Raw genomic sequence first — 21,545 nt, 5'->3', positions numbered from 1 at the left:
CTAGCGATTATTTCTATTTTTTTGAATTCAAGCTTTTTAAAACTCTAATTCACTCGGTTTTGCTTGGTAAAATCATAAATTTTACTTACATATCTAGTTTTCAATGTACAAAATAACGCAATGAATACTCGTAATGAGCATTCAAAACTGAATGCAATATGTCGATGTCATTCCTCTTCATCTTCTCAAGGAAGATGTTCCGAATATATCCTTAGAAAGGAGGTGATCCAGCCGCACCTTCCGATACGGCTACCTTGTTACGACTTCACCCCAATCATTTGTCCCACCTTCGACGGCTAGCTCCATAAATGGTTACTCCACCGGCTTCGGGTGTTACAAACTCTCGTGGTGTGACGGGCGGTGTGTACAAGACCCGGGAACGTATTCACCGTAGCATGCTGATCTACGATTACTAGCGATTCCGGCTTCATGTAGTCGAGTTGCAGACTACAATCCGAACTGAGAACAACTTTATGGGATTTGCATGACCTCGCGGTTTAGCTGCCCTTTGTATTGTCCATTGTAGCACGTGTGTAGCCCAAATCATAAGGGGCATGATGATTTGACGTCATCCCCACCTTCCTCCGGTTTGTCACCGGCAGTCAACCTAGAGTGCCCAACTAAATGCCGGCAACTAAGTTTAAGGGTTGCGCTCGTTGCGGGACTTAACCCAACATCTCACGACACGAGCTGACGACAACCATGCACCACCTGTCACTTTGTCCCCCGAAGGGGAAGGCTCTATCTCTAGAGTTTTCAAAGGATGTCAAGATTTGGTAAGGTTCTTCGCGTTGCTTCGAATTAAACCACATGCTCCACCGCTTGTGCGGGTCCCCGTCAATTCCTTTGAGTTTCAACCTTGCGGTCGTACTCCCCAGGCGGAGTGCTTAATGCGTTAGCTGCAGCACTAAGGGGCGGAAACCCCCTAACACTTAGCACTCATCGTTTACGGCGTGGACTACCAGGGTATCTAATCCTGTTTGATCCCCACGCTTTCGCACATCAGCGTCAGTTACAGACCAGAAAGTCGCCTTCGCCACTGGTGTTCCTCCATATCTCTGCGCATTTCACCGCTACACATGGAATTCCACTTTCCTCTTCTGTACTCAAGTTTCCCAGTTTCCAATGACCCTCCACGGTTGAGCCGTGGGCTTTCACATCAGACTTAAGAAACCGCCTACGCGCGCTTTACGCCCAATAATTCCGGATAACGCTTGCCACCTACGTATTACCGCGGCTCGCTGGCACGTAGTTAGCCGTGGCTTTCTGATTAGGTACCGTCAAGATGTGCACAGTTACTTACACATTTGTTCTTCCCTAATAACAGAGTTTTACGATCCGAAAACCTTCATCACTCACGCGGCGTTGCTCCGTCAGACTTTCGTCCATTGCGGAAGATTCCCTACTGCTGCCTCCCGTAGGAGTCTGGACCGTGTCTCAGTTCCAGTGTGGCCGATCACCCTCTCAGGTCGGCTACGTATCGTTGCCTTGGTAAGCCGTTACCTTACCAACTAGCTAATACGGCGCGGGTCCATCTATAAGTGATAGCAAAACCATCTTTTACTTTAGAACCATGCGGTTCCAAATGTTATCCGGCATTAGCTCCGGTTTCCCGAAGTTATTCCAGTCTTATAGGTAGGTTACCCACGTGTTACTCACCCGTCCGCCGCTAACTTCAAAGGAGCAAGCTCCTTATCCGTTCGCTCGACTTGCATGTATTAGGCACGCCGCCGGCGTTCATCCTGAGCCAGGATCAAACTCTCCATAAATGAATTATGATGTTTGATTAGCTCATAAAATACTAATTTGTGTGTTATCTCTAACACGTTTGAACCAACAATTTAATGTTGTGTTCGGAATTAACGTTGACATATTGCAATTCAGTTTTCAATGTTCATTTCAATAAATAATATGGTGGAGACTAGCGGGATCGAACCGCTGACCTCCTGCGTGCAAAGCAGGCGCTCTCCCATCTGAGCTAAGCCCCCATATGAATTTTAAAGAGTCGGGAAGACAGGATTCGAACCTGCGACCCCTTGGTCCCAAACCAAGTGCTCTACCAAGCTGAGCTACTTCCCGTACATAATTTAATTGATTAACACTTTTAAAGATGGTGCGCCCGACAGGGGTCGAACCTGTAACCTCTTGATTCGTAGTCAAGTACTCTATCCAGTTGAGCTACGGGCGCTATATTAAAAATGATAATGCCGAGAACCGGAATCGAACCGGTACGGTGATCTCTCACCGCAGGATTTTAAGTCCTGTGCGTCTGCCAGTTCCGCCACCCCGGCAAAAATAATGGAGCAGAAGACGGGATTCGAACCCGCGACCCCGACCTTGGCAAGGTCGTATTCTACCGCTGAACTACTTCTGCAAATAAAACTGTATGAGCCATAGTGGGCTCGAACCACTGACCCTCTGATTAAAAGTCAGATGCTCTACCAACTGAGCTAATGGCTCATGAAATGGTGCCGGCCAGAGGACTTGAACCCCCAACCTACTGATTACAAGTCAGTTGCTCTACCAGTTGAGCTAGGCCGGCTATCATGAAGTGATGGAGAATGACGGGTTCGAACCGCCGACCCTCTGCTTGTAAGGCAGATGCTCTCCCGGCTGAGCTAATTCTCCACATATTTTTAATATAAAGCCTGGCAACGTCCTACTCTTGCGGAACGTAAGTCCGACTACCATCGGCGCTAAAGAGCTTAACTACTGTGTTCGGCATGGGAACAGGTGTGACCTCTTTGCTATTGCCACCAGACAAATTAACTTACTCAATTAATAATACATTGTTTGTTAATCATTTGCAATAGTCAATTTTACACTATCTTAAAGATTTGTTTACAAGACTTTTACTTGAGTTATGTATGTAGTGCTTGTCGTTTTTGACGACTTTTATATATTAATTCATTTTCACTTTAAAGTCAATACTTTCCGAACATTTCTCGAAAATAAATATTTTAAATGTTTATGCATGTCTTGTTTCGTTTCCTTAACTCGACTTGAATAATCTTATCACATAGAATCTATCTTTACCATACCTTTTTTAGGATATTATTATATTTTAATAGCATTATAATACTTAATTGTATCTTATTACTAATTTAATTAATTTATTTAGACTTATTATCCTCTATTCTCTCTCATTTGTGGCCTGTCTATAGAAACCAAAAAGAAAAAAAGACCATATATTACGTCTCACCAATGTGAAATCGCAACATATGATCTAGATTAAATGACTAAATCAATTATTACTTAGCTTATACCCAGCTTTTAATAATTTATTTTTGTTTCATATAAGGGAATAACAATACATCACGGATAGAAGCAGAATCAGTAAGTAGCATAACTAATCTATCAATACCAATACCTAAACCACCTGTTGGAGGCATGCCGTACTCTAATGCTTCAATGAAATCTTCATCCATTTCATGTGCTTCATCATTACCTTCTTCTTTTTCTACTAATTGCGCTTCAAATCTTGCTCTTTGATCAATAGGATCATTTAATTCTGTGAATGCATTACCATGTTCTCTACCTACTATGAATAATTCAAAGCGATCCGTAAATCTTGGGTCCTCTGGATTTTTCTTAGCTAGTGGTGAGATTTCGATTGGATGCCCATAAATAAATGTTGGTTGAATTAATGTCTCTTCAACTTTTTGCTCAAAGAACTCATTTAAGATATGACCATATTTCATATTATCTGTTATTTCAATACCATGTTCTTTAGCTAATGATTTAGCTTCTTCGTCAGTTTGTACCTCGAAGAAGTCTACACCTGTTTCTTCTTTAACTGCATCGACCATATGAACTCGTTTCCAATCAGACTCTAAATCTATAATCTCTTCGCCATAGTTTACTCTAGCAGTACCAAGTACTTTTTCAGAAATATGTCTAATCATATTCTCAGTTATATCCATGATATCGTGATAGTCAGCATACGCTTCATATAATTCAATCATAGTGAATTCTGGATTATGTCTCGTTGATACGCCTTCGTTTCTGAAAACACGTCCAATTTCATAAACTTTTTCTAATCCACCTACAATTAAACGTTTCAAATGTAATTCGATTGCAATTCGCATATATAATGTTGCGTCTAAAGCATTGTGATGTGTTTCGAAAGGACGCGCAGCAGCTCCACCAGGAATTTGGTGCATCATAGGCGTTTCTACTTCTAAAAATCCTCTTTGATTTAAGTAATTACGCATTTCTTGCAATATTTTACTGCGGTTAATAAATGTTTGCGTGCTATCTTGGTTTGTAATTAAGTCAAGGTAACGTTGACGATAACGCTGTTCGATGTCTTGTAAACCATGGAATTTATCAGGTAATGGACGTAATGCTTTAGTCAACAACGTGAACGCTTTAGCTTTAACAGACAATTCACCTGTATTCGTTTTGAACATTACACCTTCTATGCCTACAATGTCTCCAAGATCTGCAGAATTCCAAACTTCGAATTGTTCGTCTCCAACTTGATCTTTTCTTACGTAAATTTGTATTTGACCAGTTAAATCTTGAACATGGGCAAATCCAGCTTTACCTTTTCCACGTTTAGTCATTAGACGACCGGCGATACTTACGTTGCTTTCATCTTCTTTGTCATGTAATTCTTCTTTTGTATATGTGTCCCAATCTTCATGCAATGGGGCAGCTGTAGAAGTACGCTCAAATTTTTGACCAAAAGGATCGATACCTAAATCATATAATTCTTGTAATTTTTGACGGCGAACTTGCATTTGGTCGTTCATTTCTTCTGACATTACTTTCTCTCCTTTATGCTTCTTGTTCTATTTTTTATTCTACTTTAGCTTCTATTTTCACTTGGAACGTTTGATGGTTATCTATCATTTGTTGTTCTGTTTATTTCAAAGCTTTTCTAGTCTTACCATTTACATAAAGTACACATTTAGCCTACATCCATTTTGACTGTAAGCTGAAATGTAACTTTATCTACACTAGCCATAGGAGCAAGAACTACTCTATTATATATCTCTACGACTCCCATTTTCCACACATTTTATAACTATTAATCTTTATACATTTTGACTGAATCGTCTGCAGTCACTATACTTCCAATTTTTTTATTAGAATGAGGTTCTACACAATCAGATGCTATATCATTTAATGGTATAAGTACAAACGCACGCTCCGAGCATACGTGGGTGCGGTACGCTTAAATCTTCTTCATCAATAATATGATTGCCAAATAATAAAATATCAACATCTAAAGTTCTAGGGCCCCAACGTATATCTCTTACTCGGTGTAACTGTTGTTCAGTATGCAGACATTCTTTTAATAAATCTTGTGGTGTTAATGATGTATAAATCTCAATACATTGATTTAAAAATTGTGGTTGGTCGACATAACCTACTGGCTCTGTTTCATATATCGGGGATTTTTGCGTTACTTGAATGCCCTCTGTATTATCTAATATACGGATTGCTTCATCAAGTTGTGCCGCTCTTTCTCCAACATTACTTCCTAATCCTAAATAAGCATATTCCATTAGAGATTCTCCCTCACTATTTCAACGCCCACACCGTCATAATGACCAGGTATAGGTGGATTTTCTTTAGTGATTCTAACTTTCGTTTCCATTACACGATTATAGTGTGAATTTATACGTTTTGCAATACGTTCAGCTAGATGCTCTAATAAATTTACAGGCTTACCTTCCATGATTGCTTTTACTTCTTCAAAAATTTCACCATAATGGACTGTATCTGTAACATCATCAGATTGCCCGACCATACTCAAATCAACTTTCATTGTGACATCAACAATAAATATTTGTCCGATATCATTTTCAGCTGGAAGCGCACCATGATAACTATAGAATCTCATGCCATTAAGAAATATTGTGTCGCTCATCGTCATTCTCCTTTAAATAGTCCATGCTTTGCCCTAATCGAACATTTAATGCAACATTATGAACTCTTACCGCTTTTACGCCTTTCATTATACCATACGCAGTAGTGCCCGCCGTTGCTTCATCACGTTCAGTAGGTGTTGTTTCTGTGCCTATCATTTCTTTTATGAACCTTTTTCTACTTGTTGCTAATAGTACAGGATAACCCGTCGCTACAAGTTCATCTAAACATGACATCACTTCTTTTTCTTCTTCACGTGTTTTTGCAAAGCCAACACCCGGATCAATCCATACTTTATGTTGAGGTATACCTGCCATTTCCGCTTTATTCGCTTGTTTTAATAAATACAACAACATCTCATCCACTACAGGTTCTGTTCTTTGACCATCACCATTGTGCATGAGTACAATTTCACCATTGTATTTCGCTACTACGTTGAAAATACGTTCGTCATAGTGTCCTGCCCATTGATCATTAATCATCGTGGCGCCTAATTTCATTGCGGCTTCTGCCACTTCACTACGATAAGTATCTATAGATAGTTGTACATCTAATTCAGCCAACGCGCTTACAACAGGCACAACACGCTCCAACTCTTCCTCAACGCTTATCTCTTCAAAGCCTGGACGGGTAGATATCCCACCGACATCTATAATATCTACACCTTCGTCCATCATTTCTTTTGCTCTCTTAATCGCTTTTTCAACTGTATTATATTTACCACCATCGGAAAAAGAGTCAGGAGTTACATTTAATATGCCCATAATTTTTGTATGCGTCATAATTATTCTTCTTCCTTTCACTTTATAAATGATTTTTTCTTATGTATTTTATTTACTATTCTATAATAACGTTAATTTTCATTTTTTTCAGTAATCAAAACTTGAAATCAAATATACTAGTTTATTGTTTTTACTTTGCTTACTTATATTGCTTTATATACATACAAAAAACCGACTCACATGCAAATGTGGTCGGTAATTGTTAAATATATATCGCTTAGTCATCAAATGAATATAACGGTGTAGAAAGATAACGTTCACCATTACTTGGTAATACAGTAACAACTGTTTTACCTTTACCTAATGATTTTGCTTTTTCAATCGCCGCAACAATCGGCGCACCTGAAGAAATACCACCTAAGATACCTTCTTCTTTAGCAACTCTACGTGACATATCCATCGCGGCTTCATTACCTACTTTGATAATTTCATCATAAACGTTTGTATCTAAAGTATCTGGTACAAATCCTGCACCTAAACCTTGTAATTTATGGGGACCAGGTTCGCCACCACTTAAGATAGGTGAGTCTTCTGGTTCAATCGCTACAAGATTGATGTCTGGGTATTTTTCTTTTAATACTTTACCCGCACCACTGAGTGTTCCACCAGTACCTACACCGACTAAGAATGAATCAATTGTTTTGCCTTCAAATTGTTCAACTAATTCTGGTCCAGTTGTTAATTCGTGTACACGAGGATTTGCTGGGTTTTCGAATTGTTGTGGTTCGTAATAACCAAATTCTTCTTTTAACTCTTTAGCTTTTTTGATTGCACCTTTCATTGCTTCTGATCCAGGTGTTAATACTAATTCTGCGCCGTATGCTTTTAATAAGTTACGACGTTCTTGACTCATTGTTTCAGGCATCGTAAATACTGCTTTATAACCTTTAGCCGCACAAACAAAAGCTAAGCCGATTCCTGTGTTACCACTTGTCGGTTCAACAATTGTATCGCCTGGTTTAATTTTACCTGCTTGTTCAGCTTCTTCAATCATTGCTAATGCAATACGGTCTTTTACAGAGCCACCTGGATTTTGATATTCAAGTTTCACATATACGTCTGCGGCATCTTCCCCCACAACGTTGTTTAACTTAACAACAGGTGTATTGCCAATTGCTTTTACGATATTGTCTACTGGTTTATTTGTCATTTAGTATTGCTCCTTTTCATTAAAAAGTTTAAAACCTACTTTTTCTCTCGGATATACTTTATATTTTATCAGATTTTTCAGCAAATACAACTATGAAGATTTGATGTAGCAATTTTTTTGTTCAATAGTATATTCTATATCTAGTTTATACCTTTTACTTACTATTTTCTATTAATCCATGTAACTCATCTTCTGAAAAATCATATTTATTTCTACAGAAATGACATTCAACTTCTGCGCCATGATCTTTATCAATCATATCTTGAATTTCAGCTTCTCCTAAACCTTTAATAGCAGTCAAGAATTTTTCATGACCACAATTACAATCGAAACGTGTAGGAAGATTTTCTAATAATTGTACGTTTTCTTCCCCTAGTATTTCGAAAAGAATTTCTTCAGGCGTTAAACCTTGATCAATCAGTTTCGAAACTGGAGTCATTTGATTGATTGCTTTTTCAAGTTTATCCACTGTTTCATCTTCTGCGCCTGGCATAACTTGTATTAAAAACCCACCTGCAGCTTTAATTGAATTGTCAGGATTAACTAATACGCCTAAACCTACTGATGATGGTACTTGTTCACTTTTAGCAAAGTAATAAGTGAAATCATCTCCTAATTCACCAGAAACGAGTTCACTAGAACCAGAAAAATAATCCTTCATTCCAACATCTTTTACAACTGTCAATGCGCCTTCTGAACCAACCGCACGGCTAACATCTAATTTACCAAGCATCATTTAAAGGGAAATGTGTCTGAGGGTTTGAAACATAGCCTCTTATATTTCCTTTAGCATCAGCGTCAGCAATTATTTTACCAATTGGGCCTTTACCATCAACAGTAACTGTTAATTTTTGATCGCCTTTGAGCATTGCACCCATCATCACTGTTGCTGTCATCGTACGTCCAAGGGTCGCTGAAGCAGTCGGCCAAGTATAATGTCTTGTTTGTGCTTCTTGAACACTTTCAGTTGTTAACGCACTATAAGCGCGAATTTGTCCTCCAAAAGCTAATGCTTTAACTATATAATCGTTAGTCATTTTGTTTATTTCTCCTTTAATATCATCTAGTTTTGAAAATGTTTTTTATATCTTAACTCTAAGATTGTTTTTACACTTTTTATCAATGCAATTTATTGTAATCGTTCGAAGTAGAAAATGCGAAACATCTGTTTGGAAATTGTTCCATCATATCTTGTTATTAAAAAAAGCTTCTTTCTACTATCAATATGATAGCAGAAAGAAGCTTTAAGTTCAGTTATTAATTTCTGTTACTTGGATCATTCGGATCGCTTGGATTGCTAGGTTTATCGATATTAGGTGCTTGTTCATGACCTGTTTTTTCAGTGTCATCGCTGTCTTGTTGTTCATTTTCTTTATCGTTATCCTGTGTTTCATCATCTGAAGATAGTTGTTCTTTACGAACGTCCTCGTAAGATTTACCGTATTTTCCTTCTTCAAAGTTATCGTCTTTATGTTCCACAACTTTGGCGCTATCATAATCAACTTCTGGTAAGACACCATCGTTAAATAATGATTGGATTTGTTCGGCAACTAATGTTTCTTCAGTTAATAATGATTCAGCAATTAAATCTAACTGTGATTTATGCTCTAACAAGATAGTCTTACAACGCTCGTATTGTTCTTTAATGATACGTTGCACTTCTTTATCAATTTCATATGCAATTTGTCCTGAAAATTCAGTGTCACCTTGCATTTCTTTTCCTAAGAACACTTGGCCACCGTTGCTATTTGTGAATTGAACCGTTCCGATTTTTTCACTCATACCATATTCAGTAACCATTTGACGTGCAATTTGTGTTGCACGTTCAAAGTCGTTAGATGCACCTGTAGATACTTCATTAAAGGTAATATCCTCAGATACACGTCCACCAAGTAGACCACAAATTTTATCTAATAATTCTTTTTCTGTCATTAAGAAGCGATCTTGTTTTGGTAACATCATTGCGTAACCGCCAGCTTGTCCACGAGGTACGATTGTAACTTTATGAACAACTTCAGCTTCATCAAGTACCATACCAATAATTGTATGACCAGCTTCATGGTGTGCTACAATATTACGTTCTTTTTCAGAGATTACACGAGATTTTTTAGCTGGACCGGCGATAACGCGGTCTGTCGCTTCTTCAATATCACGCATATCAATTTTTTTCTTACCTTCACGTACAGCAACTAATGATGCTTCGTTTAATAAGTTTTCTAAATCTGCACCAGAGAAACCTGGTGTTCTTTCTGAAACTGCTTTTAAGTCAACTGTTTCATCAAATGGTTTGTCCTTCGCATGAACATGAAGAATTGCTTCACGACCTTTAGCATCTGGGCGACCTACTTGAATTTGTCTGTCGAAACGACCTGGACGTAATAACGCTGGGTCTAAAATGTCTGGGCGGTTTGTAGCGACGATCATAATGATACCTTCATTGTCACCAAATCCATCCATTTCAACGAGTAATTGGTTCAATGTTTGCTCACGCTCATCATGGCCACCACCTACACCGGCACCACGTTGACGACCAACTGCATCGATTTCATCAATAAAGATGATACAAGGCGCGTTTTTCTTAGCATTTTCGAACAAGTCACGTACACGGCTTGCACCAACACCCACAAACATCTCAACGAAGTCTGAACCACTAATTGAGAAGAACGGCGTACCGGCTTCACCAACAACTGCACGAGCTAATAATGTTTTACCTGTACCAGGAGGGCCAACTAAAAGAACACCTTTAGGAATTCTAGAACCCATTTGTTTAAATTGTTTATTGTCTTTTAAGAAATCGACTATTTCAATTAATTCTTGTTTCTCTTCATCTGCACCGACTACATCAGTGAAGCGTACACGTTTTTGTTGATTATCGTACGTTTTCGCTTTGGATTTACCAAAGTTCATCATACGATTACCACCGCCACCGCCGCCACCTTGGGCTTGGCTGAGGAAGAATATAAATAAGAGTGCGATAATTAATACAGGAATTAATGTTGTTAATATACTTACAAATACACTTTGTTTTTCTTCTTCTTTAACTGTAAATTTCAATCCGTCTTGACTTTGTGCTTTATCAGTTATTTTTTCTAGCTCTTTATCGTTGTTATATAAAATAGTTGAAGAATACTCTTCATCTTTATCTGTTTTACCACTTACCATATATACATTTTGTTCAGGTTGAATTTCAAGTGATTTTAACTCACCTTTATCTAACTGCTTAACAAATTGATTATATGTAAGCTGTTTTGGCATATTCCCATTTCCGTTAAGCCACGAAAACAAGCCAAAAATAATAACGCCAATGATTGCGATAACTAGCACGTTACGAAAGGCTTTCTGCATGCGTCGTTTCCTCCTACTTCAATTATAAAACTAACAAAAATTGTAACACAACACTCGAGTTTTCGGCTACTATTTCAACTTTTGCATTATGTTTACAATTCTTATTGTTTTACCCTTTAGTTTTATTTTTCTATTATGCTTAAAGTTAAATGAATATTATATATTGTCACGTACCTACAAGTTTATGTATTAAATTTCAAATGATTTAAGTCTAACCCTACTTTTCACATTCACTAACTTAATTCGACTGTAACTTACAGTATATAACAACTTTTTCTATGAATAAATTGTACTGCTTATTTTGAATAGATTTCTGGTTTCAATGTACCAATGTAAGGTAAATTTCTATAATGTTCAGCATAATCTAAACCATAGCCTACTACAAATTCATCAGGTATCTTTTTACCTACGTATTTTGCTTCAATGTTTGCTTTACGACGGTTAGGTTTATCAAGTAGCGTAACAATTTCAAGTGAGTTAACACGACGTGATTCAAGTAATTCAGTAATTGATTTTAAAGTAGTACCCGTTTCTAGAATGTCTTCAATAATTAAAACATCTTTATTTTCAATAGATCCACTTAAGTCTTTCAAGATTTTTACTTCTCCTGTTGATTCAGTGCCTCCGTGATAACTAGAAACATCCATGAAGTCGATAGCTAAATGCGTATCAATATATTTAATTAAATCTGCCATAAACATAACAGAACCTTTTAATATGCCAATACATACAAGTGGTTTCCCTTTGTATTCCTCTGTTATTTTCTTACCTAGCTCTTCACAAATTTGGTGTATATCTTCCTCTGACAATAAAATGTCTTTTAAATCATCTCGCATATTTTCATTCCTCTCCCATATTTCGTATAAAAATTGATTGATTGTATTTACGCTTTAAATATAATGTGCCAACAGCAATAATCTCATTGTATGCATTAACTATAACTGGCATTTGGTTACGTTCAGTTTGTATAACCTTTTTATCAATAAGCAGTCTACTTATTTTTTTATGCCCTTTCATACCATTCAGTTCAAATTTGTCGCCGTCTTTTCTTGTACGGATAACTATAGGATACTCGAATGTAGGAAATTCATTAGTAATATCAATGCTATAGCGACCATAGTTGTATGCACCTGGTTGATCAATCTTAGTCGGAGCTAGTTTTTCCTTACAATTTGCCATTATTATAAATTTATCATAAGCGATGTGAATTATCCATTCATGTGTCGCATATAATGTGCATTGTGTTACATTTTCTGTAAGTTGTTGAAACCATTCGTTGTAAGTTTTCTCAGTAAACGACTTATCTAGTGGTAAATCAGCAAAAAGTTTATCTAAGACTGCCATTTTGACACTATGTCGTAAATTTAAAAACTGCTTTCTTGAAAAAGTAACTTCACTGCCATCATTACAAAAATCAACAAATGCCGAGATAAATGTTGTAGCTTCATGTCGCACAACTGATAATTGTTCATCATGCCAGTCTTGTAATTTTAGCAATTGTTCTGTAGATAAGTGTTTATTACTTTCTATATCAGGTAATATGCGGTTGCGAATATCATTTCTGACATAATGATTTTCTGCATTCGATTCATCTTCATAATATGGAACATTATGTTTTGTTTGATAGTTACGTATTTCTGATTTCGTGACTTCTAAAAATGGTTTACATAAATTATAATGGCCTCTTGAAGAAAGATATGTCATCCCCAAGCTACTTCTCGTAGAGCGTCCAGTCATAAGTCGATAAAATATCGTTTCAATCTGATCATCTTGATGGTGTGCCGTAAGTAATACATCTGCATTTAACTCAGTCATCATATCATCAAACCAATGATAACGTTCGGCTCTCGCTTCACTTTCAATACTATTACCTTTTTCAATCACAGCAGACAAATCCAGATGTTGTATATGCAATGGGATTTGATGTTTATCACAATACGCTTTAATAAATTGTTCTTCTGCTGCTGCAACAGGACGGATATTGTGATTTACATGGAGACAAGTCAACTTAGTATATGAATCAGCTAAACGTGTAATCAATTGATGTAAAAGCACCATACTATCTACACCTGTAGAAACTGCCAATACAATATGATTACTTTTATCCCAGCCTTCAGTATTTACTCTCAACTTATCTACCTCCTTGCCCTTAATATTACCTTAACACTGCAAATGCTCGTAATATTATGACTTATATACAACAAAAAAGAGACTGTTTCCTCAAGTAAGAAAACAGTCTTAGATTGTTACAATCAAACTTAATTTTGGAAAAAATTATTGTACTTTGTTTTCAAGTCATTAAATTAATTCCTGTGTCAACAGTCTTACGATATATATATTGATTAACGTTTCGCGCCTTTTCCACCACGTCTAGATTCTGTTTGACGTTTAATAGATGTTAATTTATCTTCACTATCTTTCAAGAAATCTGTTAATTTCTTTTCAAAGTCCTCACCTTTTGGTTGAGGTTTTTTATAATTGGGTTTACTTTGAGGTCTACGTGGACGATCTTTTGCTTTTTTAATTGATAAACTAATTTTACCATCATCGCCGATTGAAAGCACTTTAACTTCAACTACATCTCCAACAGATAAATGATCTTCTACGTTTTCCACGTAATTATCTGCAACTTCACTTATGTGAACTAAGCCACTCTTTCCTTCAGGAAGTTCGACGAAAGCGCCAAACTTTTTAATACCAGTGACTTTACCTTTAAGCTTGTTTCCTACTTCGATTGACATATTGTAAATAAATCCTCCCGATTTGTTTCGATTTTAACCCTATTATATGCCTGTTTGCATAAATTAACAATGGTATTGTGACTTAAATGACAAATTTCACTATTTATCCTCTTTTGATGATTTAGAATCTTCCTCGGATTTCTCTCCAGGCAACTTGAAAATCACTTCTCCATCATTGCTCAAATAGTAATCATCTCGCGCAACTTTCTCTATATAACTTTTATCATTGAGATTGTTTAATTGTTCTTTTAATGCGAGTTCTTCATCTTGTTGCTTTTGATATTGTTGTTCTTTTTCTTGACGCTCAGTCGCGTCATCTATATTACTTTGTTTTTGAGTGACAAGCATTACAGTTAAAATAATAATGAGGATAAGTAATATGCCACCAAATAAAGTTATACGTTTACGTACGACTCGTCTTCTCATTTTTTGCTGTTGTTTCTTTTTATTTTCAGCAGAAGTGAACGTATTCCCTATGTTCTCAACTTTTTTACTCATTGCTTGTCACCTCCTTTTTTAGTCTCCACTAACCTTTTCTTCTTTGACTAATTCATACATACCTTTCGCATTTTCCTTAGTCGCATGTTCACTTAAACCAGTAACTTCAATTGTGATTACTTTTTGTCCAAATCGGATTACAAGTTCATCTGTTACTTTTACGTCAGTGCCTGCTTTCGCTACTGAACCATTGACGGCAATACGTCCTTGATCACTAATTTCTTTAGCTAAAGTACGACGTTTCACTAACCGTGATACTTTGAGATATTTATCTAATCTCATGATTTGTTTCCTCCTTGCTCTAAAATTTTTCTTAAAGCATCTGCGTCTAACGACATATTTTTTGTTTTATCATACAACTTCAAGAAATGCTCTGCAAATACTTTTTCAAATTTAACACGTTTCGTTTTACCTTCTTTTGCTTTTGCTTCTGACCATATATGTTTTAAGTCTTCTTCAGTTTCCGCTTCAGCGTCACCAAAAATGTGTGGATGTCTACGTATCATTTTTTCTGAAAGACTTTGAAGCACTTCATTTATATCAAGGAACCCATCTTTTTTACCAATGCTTGTATGCAATAGTACTTGTAAAAGTATGTCCCCCAATTCTTCAATGATGTGCCAATCATCTTCGTTATCTATTGCTTCAAACAATTCAAACGTTTCTTCTAATAGATAACGTTTTAATGTGTGGTGTGTTTGAACTTTATCCCAAGGACAGCCTGTTTCGTCATCGACAAGTTGATCTATAATGTTCGCGAGCAAAATAGAAATCACTATAATACGCTTCTTCTTTTTCTACTTTCGGAACGAATACACTCGACAAATTACTGAAAACAGATGCATGATGGTCTAATTCATAAAGCGGTGTTTCTATTACATTTGCGGCGTTATTTTGTGCGCCGTCGACGATAAATACTGTTTGCTCATCATGATAACGTTCCATCAACGTCACTTTTAAATCGCCTGCCGTCATAGGGCTATAAACTTGAGTAATGAGCGTATGGGTACGAATATTTAACTGCTCTTTTTTTATCGCTGTCGCATCGAGTAATGTAAACCCATCGTTAGGGTCTATCTTTACCGCTTCAAATATATCATCGATAAAGCTTTTGCCTCCCAAAACTTCAACCTGAACATCATTATGCTTTTGTGCATAAGCTTCTAATTTTACAGTTGTCGTTTCAGCTACACGCGGATGCCCAGGTACTGTATAAATGACATTATCACTTTGGGCCGCTTCCATGAGTTGTGACACAATACGTTCATAAACGCCCTCAAATGATGCTTGTGCCTCGTATTCACTATCAAAACTTTTGAATTGTATATTTTCTGCGGTTAACTCTTTAATTACAGGATGATCCAATGTACGTGTGTAAACCATTGTTTGTTTTTTAAGAAATTTGTAGATACCTAAAGGTAAATCATCAATACCGTAGTTACCTAATCCAACAATTGTTATTTTACCTGACATTAATGTTCCCCTCTTTTCATATGATAAAGTTTATCGCCCAATGGTAAATGTTTTAATTCTCTATAACTCAATAAATGCATACGTACAATAGCGAAAATGATTACCAATACACCAATCACTGCCGCAATGACTAATTCAATCAAACCTGTGATTCTACTTTGTGTAGGTACAAGCCACATTCCTATTTGAACAGCCACTGACAGCATCACCATCGTAGCAACCAATTTAATCACAAATTTATTCATCATCTGGAATTTATAGTGTTTTAGTACGTGATAATGTAGTACGAGTGTAAATATAATAAGTGAAATTACAGTGCTGATACTACCACCTAGCATTAATAGTTGTGGTATTAATATCACATTGAGTATTACTTTACTGACCACACCAATGATAAATGCATAAAGCACAGGGCGAACTTGGTTTTTCACTTGTAATAAAGCAATGTCCATCATAATGAGCGAAACACATATAACTGTCAGCATATAGATAGATAACGTACCAGTCAGACTATCATTTTTAAAAAACACACTATTCATGACCGGTAGTAAATTAATTAATCCAATACCAACTGCTACACTAAACATAACTGTAATCTTGATAGAGGCATTCGCATATCTATTAACCAGAACGTTATTTCGCGCTTTAATCGCATCGGTAAGCATTGGTATAAGAACAAAACAAAATGTCGTTGTCACAATTAAGCCCATTTGTATAAATGAAGCCCCACGATCAAAGATACCTTTTTGCGTGGTTGCTTCTTGAAAATTTAAGCCTGCATTCTGAAGTGCATGTATGACCGTAAAGCTATCTATCACTTGCCAAACAATGACGATAAGCTGACTTACAGCAAAGATGATAATGGCCAATGATAACTTTTTCCACTCTACTATGGCTTTGTCATTTAGTTTATTCGCTTGCTTGAGCTTAAAAGGCTTGCCCTGCATTAGGAATATACTGGATGCTAAAAATCCTACTGCTGAACCGATGATAGCTACTGTACCAGCAGTATAAACAGACCATTGTTGTGTCATAAATAATACAATAGCAATGATGATAATTACAACGCGTATGACTTGCTCTATGACTTGTGATATCGCTGGAACAGTCATATGTTGATGCGCTTGATAATAACCTCTATACACTCCCAATATACCAACAAACAAGAAACTAAAACTTGTTGCTCTTAACATTGGCGTGAGATTAGTGTCACCCATTAGGAGTGCGATCCACTGCGCACCTATGAAAATAATCAAGAAAAAAACAGTACTAATGAGTTGTAACCTCAGCAACACTTTAGTGTATTGTCTTGATTGCCCTTGTGTGCCAAACGTTTGTGTGACTGCACTTGGAATTGCATTCATTGTTAAAATAACACCTAAAGCAACAATCGGATATATTTGTTGATAAGCATATAATCCTTCGTCTCCAAGTATATTTTGATATGGGACACGATAAATTGCGCTTAATATTTTAACAATAACAAGTGCGATTGTAAGAACAACTACGCCGTTGAAGGCCGTATTCTTATCGTCCTTAGATTTCATCTGATATAACCATACTTTCTTCTAAACATTTCGCTAAGAATTTCAAACTATCTAACCAATTACTTACTTTATTTAAAGTTACTTTCATTTTACCATCTTGAACGCCAACTTTCATTGCACGGCCTAATGGTTGGGTTTGTTTAAATAACGTTTCTCCGTTAATATCTGTCGTTCCTTTTTCAGACAGATAAACTTCCACCTTTTTGCCTACATCTTTAATAAGCGCCACTCCGGCATTTAAAGCGTGAACTTTTATCTCCATCATATCCAACAGTCTTTCTACTTCTACTGGGTAATCATTGAAACGATCTATTAATTCATCTTTTACATCCATAAGTTGTGCTTCAGTTTCAATCTTACGTAATTTTTTATAGATTTCTATTTTAGACTGTTCATTTTGAATATATTCAGCAGGTAAATAAGCATCAATGTTGAGTTCAATTTCAATTTCAGGTGCATCTTGTTTCTCATCTTTAACACCACGTTTTTCATTCACCGCTTCTTCTAGCATTTGTGAGTAAAGGTCGAAACCGACAGAATCAATAAATCCATGTTGTTGTTTACCTAAGAGGTTGCCCGCGCCTCGAATATTCAAATCACGCATTGCAATTTTAAATCCTGAGCCTAACTCAGTAAATTCTTTAATTGCTTGCAAACGGTCTTCAGCTGTTTCTGACAATACTTTATTCGTAGGGTGTAAGAAATAAGCATAGCCAATACGGCTCGAACGTCCGACACGACCTCTTAATTGGTATAACTGACTGAGTCCGAAACGGTCCGCATCTTCGATAATGAGTGTGTTGGCATTTGGAACATCAACCCCAGTTTCGATGATTGTAGTCGTCACAAGAATATCGTATTCATGATTAATGAAACTTAGCATTGTTTCTTCTAAGTCTCCTTCTTTCATCTGTCCATGTGCAATACCAATATTCGCTTCTGGCATTAACATTTGTAATTGCTCTCGTTTTTCATAAATAGACTGCACTTTATTATATAAATAAAAGACTTGCCCTTCTCTAGATAATTCTCTTTCTAGTGCTTCTTTAATAAAATTCGTATTCTGTTCTAATACGTAAGTTTGTACTGGAAAACGATTTTCTGGTGGTGTTTCAATCACTGATAAATCACGAACACCCAACATACTCATGTGCAATGTACGTGGTATAGGCGTAGCCGTCAGTGTTAAAACGTCCACATTCGTTTTTAATGATTTAATTCTTTCTTTATGACGTACGCCAAATCGCTGTTCTTCATCCACGATTAATAATCCTAAATCTTTATAATGAATATCTTTACTTAATAATTTATGAGTACCTACGACGATATCAACAAAGCCTGATTTTAATCGTTCTTTTGTTTCTTTAACTTCTTTAGTACTTCTAAATCGACTAATGAGTTGGACTTCGATTGGAAAATCCTGCATACGCTCAATTAATGTTTCATAGTGCTGTTGTGCCAAAATTGTAGTTGGAACTAAGAAGGCAACTTGCTTTCCTTCCATAACAGCTTTAAAGGCCGCACGTACTGCCACTTCTGTCTTACCATAACCTACATCACCACATAACAATCGATCCATTGGGCGTTCAATTTCCATGTCCTGCTTAATTTCTTCAATTGATTTACCTTGGTCTGGCGTTAATTCGTAAGGGAAATCTATCTCAAATTCGTTTTGTTCTGCCGTATCTGGACCATATTTATAGCCAACAGACATTTCGCGTTCTTTATATAGATCGATTAATTCATCAGCCATGTCTTCAACACTTTGTTGTACTTTAGCTTTTGTTTTTTTCCATTCCGTACCACCAAGTTTATTTAACCTAGGTGTCTTATCCTCTGATGCCACATATTTTTGAACTTGGTCCATCTGATCAACTGGTACAAACAATTGGTCTGTCCCTTTATATTGAAGTTTAATATAGTCTTTATGTACGCCACCGACATCAAGTGTTTCAACACCTAAATATCTACCAACACCGTGGTGCACGTGAACGACATAGTCGCCTACTTTTAAATCTTGATATGATTTAATTTTTTCAGCATTTGTTAGTGTCTTTTGTTGTTTTGGTTTTTTCTTTTGTTTGGATTTGAATAGTTCGCGTTCCGTCACAACGACAAGTTGCATATATGGTAGCTCAAAGCCTTCTGATAAACTACCCTCAGTAATGATTGCATTGCCTCCATCGTTTCGTTGACTTGGCGTATCGATAAATGTTGGAATATGCATTTCATTGAGCATAGATTGAATACGTTCTTTTCTCACTTCAGTTTCGAGCAAGCACAACGACAGTATAATCATTTTGAATAAAGCGCTGAAATTCTGAGCGCATAATATCATATTGACCATAAAATTGTTGTACGGGCTTACATGAAAACTTGATGATTTCATTGAGTTGAACAGGCATTGTCGCTGTGAATAACGTGAAATACGTCACTGGATAATGTTTCAACAATGCTTCGAATCCATCATATTGCAAGAAGTTTTGATCAATAAATCCTTTACCACTTTCTATCAGGTTTTGCATAAATTCATCAACTTCAGTTATAAGTGTTTGTTCAGTTTCTTTAATTCTATTATGTTCATCAACTGCAACAATAGCGTCATCTTTAAAATAATCCATAATAGTTGTCGGCTGTTCATACATAAATGACACAAGTCGACGTAATACTTGATGGTCAAACATCGTTGATTCAAAAAGTTCGAAACTTTCGTAAGTTTCTTTCAAATCATTACGAGCTGATTTTTCAATTTTTGGACGTGTATTTTCGTAAGCTTCTTTTAATTTTAACTTTGTATGTTTAAGTACATCGTCTGTGATAATATAATCACTTGCTGTTGTAATATTGACTTCTTCTATATTCTCTTTTGATCTTTGTGTCTCCACATCAAAATCACGAATCGAATCCACTTCAGTATCGAATAGTTCAATTCTTACTGGTTGACCAATTAAAGGGTAAATATCAACAATGCCTCCACGTAATGAAAACTCACCTATATGTGACACTACACTTTCTCTGCGATAACCCATATTTACTAATTTATTTAAAAATTCATCAATTTCAATATCGTCACCTACAGATAGTGTTAACTGATGGGATTTCCACATTTCAACTGGAGTGAGCCATTTTTTCAAACCGTTTAATGGTACGATAAATAACCCTCTCTTTTCTTGAGCAAGTGCCGTTAGTGTACGTACACGCTCGCTCATAAATTGAGGGCTTTGTGTTGAGAATTCTTCTGTCATGATATCTTGCATTGGATATTTGTAGACCTCGTCTGCATCTACAAATTGCAATAAATCACTTTCCAATTTATCTACTTGATATAAATTATTTGTAACAACTAGTAATTGTTTAGTACTATGCAAATATTTTTCGGCTATAATCGTTGATTTAGTCGCGCCAGATAGGCCAGTGACCAGTACATTTTCTTTACCAAATACGTCGTTTAATTCTTGGTATCGTTTGTCTTCATTTATATATTGTGTAATTATTGATTTCACTTGACTTCACCATTATATTCATTCATCACACGGTCAAAACGAGAACTTTCTATATAAGCCTCAACTGCACGCGCAGAATGTTCTATTACTTTATTCATTATTTGCATTTCTTGTTTTGAAAATTTTTGTAACACATAATCGACAATTGACATACCATTTGAAGGTCTATCTACACCGATTCTAATGCGTTTGAATTGGTCCGTACCTAGTACTTGAATCATTGATTTAATACCATTATGTCCACCAAGCACTGCCTTTTTGTCTTAGGCGAATCTCTCCTTGTGGTAAATCTAAATCATCATATAAAACAACTAAATCATCTATATCTATATCATAATATTTCATTAACGGGCCTACCGCTTCGCCTGACAAATTCATCATTGTTAGTGGTTCAATAAACATGACTTTTTCTCCAGCCATACGTTCAATCGTATAGGCACCTTTAAATTTTTGTTTATCTAATGAGAATTGATTTTGATCTAACATGTAATCTATAACTTCAAAACCAATATTATGTTTTGTTTGTTCAAAACGTTTACCTATATTGCCTAGGCCTACAATACATTTCATTATGTTACCTCCAATTGTTGTTGTCACTTAACTATATATATCATTTTCATGTATTT

General features: G+C 36.3%; 13 protein-coding genes, 8 tRNA genes, 2 rRNA genes and 4 pseudogenes. All 27 read right to left on the bottom strand.

What is annotated here, in order from left to right; translation table 11 throughout:
• Window positions 1-215: 215 nt before the first annotated feature.
• The 27 genes and pseudogenes from ABLV90_RS05770 to pth all read right to left on the bottom strand — a co-directional run bounded on the left by ABLV90_RS05770 (window position 216) and on the right by pth (window position 21,489).
• Window positions 216-1,769: ribosomal RNA gene (locus ABLV90_RS05770) — 16S ribosomal RNA — on the bottom strand.
• A gap of 143 nt (window positions 1,770-1,912) precedes the next feature.
• Window positions 1,913-1,988, bottom strand: a tRNA-Ala gene (locus ABLV90_RS05765).
• A 17-nt stretch (window positions 1,989-2,005) separates the two neighbouring features.
• Window positions 2,006-2,079, bottom strand: a tRNA-Pro gene (locus tag ABLV90_RS05760).
• Window positions 2,080-2,111: 32 nt separating this feature from the next.
• A tRNA-Arg gene (locus tag ABLV90_RS05755) sits at window positions 2,112-2,188 on the bottom strand.
• 17 nt (window positions 2,189-2,205) lie between these two features.
• Window positions 2,206-2,291 (bottom strand) — tRNA-Leu (locus ABLV90_RS05750).
• A gap of 8 nt (window positions 2,292-2,299) precedes the next feature.
• Window positions 2,300-2,374: transfer RNA gene (locus tag ABLV90_RS05745), tRNA-Gly, on the bottom strand.
• 13 nt (window positions 2,375-2,387) lie between these two features.
• Window positions 2,388-2,460 (bottom strand) — tRNA-Lys (locus tag ABLV90_RS05740).
• 6 nt (window positions 2,461-2,466) lie between these two features.
• A tRNA-Thr gene (locus ABLV90_RS05735) sits at window positions 2,467-2,542 on the bottom strand.
• Between the two features lie 13 nt (window positions 2,543-2,555).
• A tRNA-Val gene (locus ABLV90_RS05730) sits at window positions 2,556-2,628 on the bottom strand.
• 18 nt (window positions 2,629-2,646) lie between these two features.
• Window positions 2,647-2,761: ribosomal RNA gene (gene rrf / locus ABLV90_RS05725) — 5S ribosomal RNA — on the bottom strand.
• A 520-nt stretch (window positions 2,762-3,281) separates the two neighbouring features.
• A complete protein-coding gene (gene lysS / locus ABLV90_RS05720) occupies window positions 3,282-4,769 on the bottom strand; it encodes a lysine--tRNA ligase (protein ID WP_460872322.1) in 1,488 nt (495 codons plus the stop codon).
• Between the two features lie 266 nt (window positions 4,770-5,035).
• A pseudogene (folK, locus tag ABLV90_RS05715) lies at window positions 5,036-5,516 on the bottom strand (2-amino-4-hydroxy-6-hydroxymethyldihydropteridine diphosphokinase).
• Complete coding sequence (folB, locus tag ABLV90_RS05710) at window positions 5,516-5,881, bottom strand: dihydroneopterin aldolase (RefSeq protein WP_460872321.1); 366 nt, start codon at window positions 5,879-5,881, stop codon at window positions 5,516-5,518. Before folB ends, folK begins: the two are co-directional and overlap by 1 nt.
• Window positions 5,859-6,662, bottom strand: coding sequence for a dihydropteroate synthase (gene folP / locus ABLV90_RS05705; RefSeq protein WP_427705487.1), 804 nt, complete (start codon window positions 6,660-6,662; stop codon window positions 5,859-5,861). Before folP ends, folB begins: the two co-directional genes overlap by 23 nt.
• Window positions 6,663-6,879: 217 nt before the next feature.
• Complete coding sequence (cysK, locus tag ABLV90_RS05700) at window positions 6,880-7,812, bottom strand: cysteine synthase A (protein ID WP_460872320.1); 933 nt, start codon at window positions 7,810-7,812, stop codon at window positions 6,880-6,882.
• Window positions 7,813-7,966: 154 nt separating this feature from the next.
• A pseudogene (hslO, locus tag ABLV90_RS05695) lies at window positions 7,967-8,849 on the bottom strand (Hsp33 family molecular chaperone HslO).
• A gap of 220 nt (window positions 8,850-9,069) precedes the next feature.
• On the bottom strand, window positions 9,070-11,157 hold the full coding sequence (ftsH, locus tag ABLV90_RS05690; RefSeq protein ID WP_460872319.1) for an ATP-dependent zinc metalloprotease FtsH: 2,088 nt from the start codon (window positions 11,155-11,157) through the stop codon (window positions 9,070-9,072).
• A gap of 296 nt (window positions 11,158-11,453) precedes the next feature.
• A complete protein-coding gene (gene hpt, locus ABLV90_RS05685) occupies window positions 11,454-11,993 on the bottom strand; it encodes a hypoxanthine phosphoribosyltransferase (protein WP_002508753.1) in 540 nt (179 codons plus the stop codon).
• A gap of 4 nt (window positions 11,994-11,997) precedes the next feature.
• Window positions 11,998-13,287, bottom strand: coding sequence for a tRNA lysidine(34) synthetase TilS (tilS, locus tag ABLV90_RS05680; protein ID WP_427705492.1), 1,290 nt, complete (start codon window positions 13,285-13,287; stop codon window positions 11,998-12,000).
• A 212-nt stretch (window positions 13,288-13,499) separates the two neighbouring features.
• Window positions 13,500-13,898 (bottom strand): S1 domain-containing RNA-binding protein, encoded by a 399-nt coding sequence (locus ABLV90_RS05675; RefSeq protein WP_460872318.1) that lies wholly within the window; start codon window positions 13,896-13,898, stop codon window positions 13,500-13,502.
• A gap of 99 nt (window positions 13,899-13,997) precedes the next feature.
• Window positions 13,998-14,396, bottom strand: coding sequence for an FtsB family cell division protein (locus ABLV90_RS05670; protein WP_460872317.1), 399 nt, complete (start codon window positions 14,394-14,396; stop codon window positions 13,998-14,000).
• A gap of 18 nt (window positions 14,397-14,414) precedes the next feature.
• Window positions 14,415-14,678, bottom strand: a complete 264-nt coding sequence (locus tag ABLV90_RS05665; RefSeq protein WP_057511366.1) for an RNA-binding S4 domain-containing protein — start codon at window positions 14,676-14,678, stop codon at window positions 14,415-14,417.
• Window positions 14,675-15,869, bottom strand: a pseudogene (locus ABLV90_RS05660) (MazG nucleotide pyrophosphohydrolase domain-containing protein). Before ABLV90_RS05660 ends, ABLV90_RS05665 begins: the two are co-directional and overlap by 4 nt.
• Window positions 15,869-17,416, bottom strand: a complete 1,548-nt coding sequence (locus tag ABLV90_RS05655) for an oligosaccharide flippase family protein (protein ID WP_460872316.1) — start codon at window positions 17,414-17,416, stop codon at window positions 15,869-15,871. Before ABLV90_RS05655 ends, ABLV90_RS05660 begins: the two are co-directional and overlap by 1 nt.
• On the bottom strand, window positions 17,406-19,754 hold the full coding sequence (gene mfd / locus ABLV90_RS05650) for a transcription-repair coupling factor (RefSeq protein ID WP_460872315.1): 2,349 nt from the start codon (window positions 19,752-19,754) through the stop codon (window positions 17,406-17,408). The genes ABLV90_RS05655 and mfd overlap by 11 nt, the downstream gene beginning before the upstream one ends.
• A complete protein-coding gene (locus tag ABLV90_RS05645; protein WP_460872314.1) occupies window positions 19,681-20,919 on the bottom strand; it encodes a hypothetical protein in 1,239 nt (412 codons plus the stop codon). The genes mfd and ABLV90_RS05645 overlap by 74 nt, the downstream gene beginning before the upstream one ends.
• Window positions 20,916-21,489 (bottom strand): annotated as a pseudogene (gene pth / locus ABLV90_RS05640) (aminoacyl-tRNA hydrolase). Before pth ends, ABLV90_RS05645 begins: the two are co-directional and overlap by 4 nt.
• Window positions 21,490-21,545 lie beyond the last annotated feature (56 nt).

The organism is Staphylococcus sp. 2S1 (genome assembly GCF_046721335.1).
Lineage (GTDB): Bacteria > Bacillota > Bacilli > Staphylococcales > Staphylococcaceae > Staphylococcus > Staphylococcus equorum_A.
Note: the sequence above shows the minus strand (reverse complement) of the source record. Positions and strands in the feature narration are given on the sequence as shown.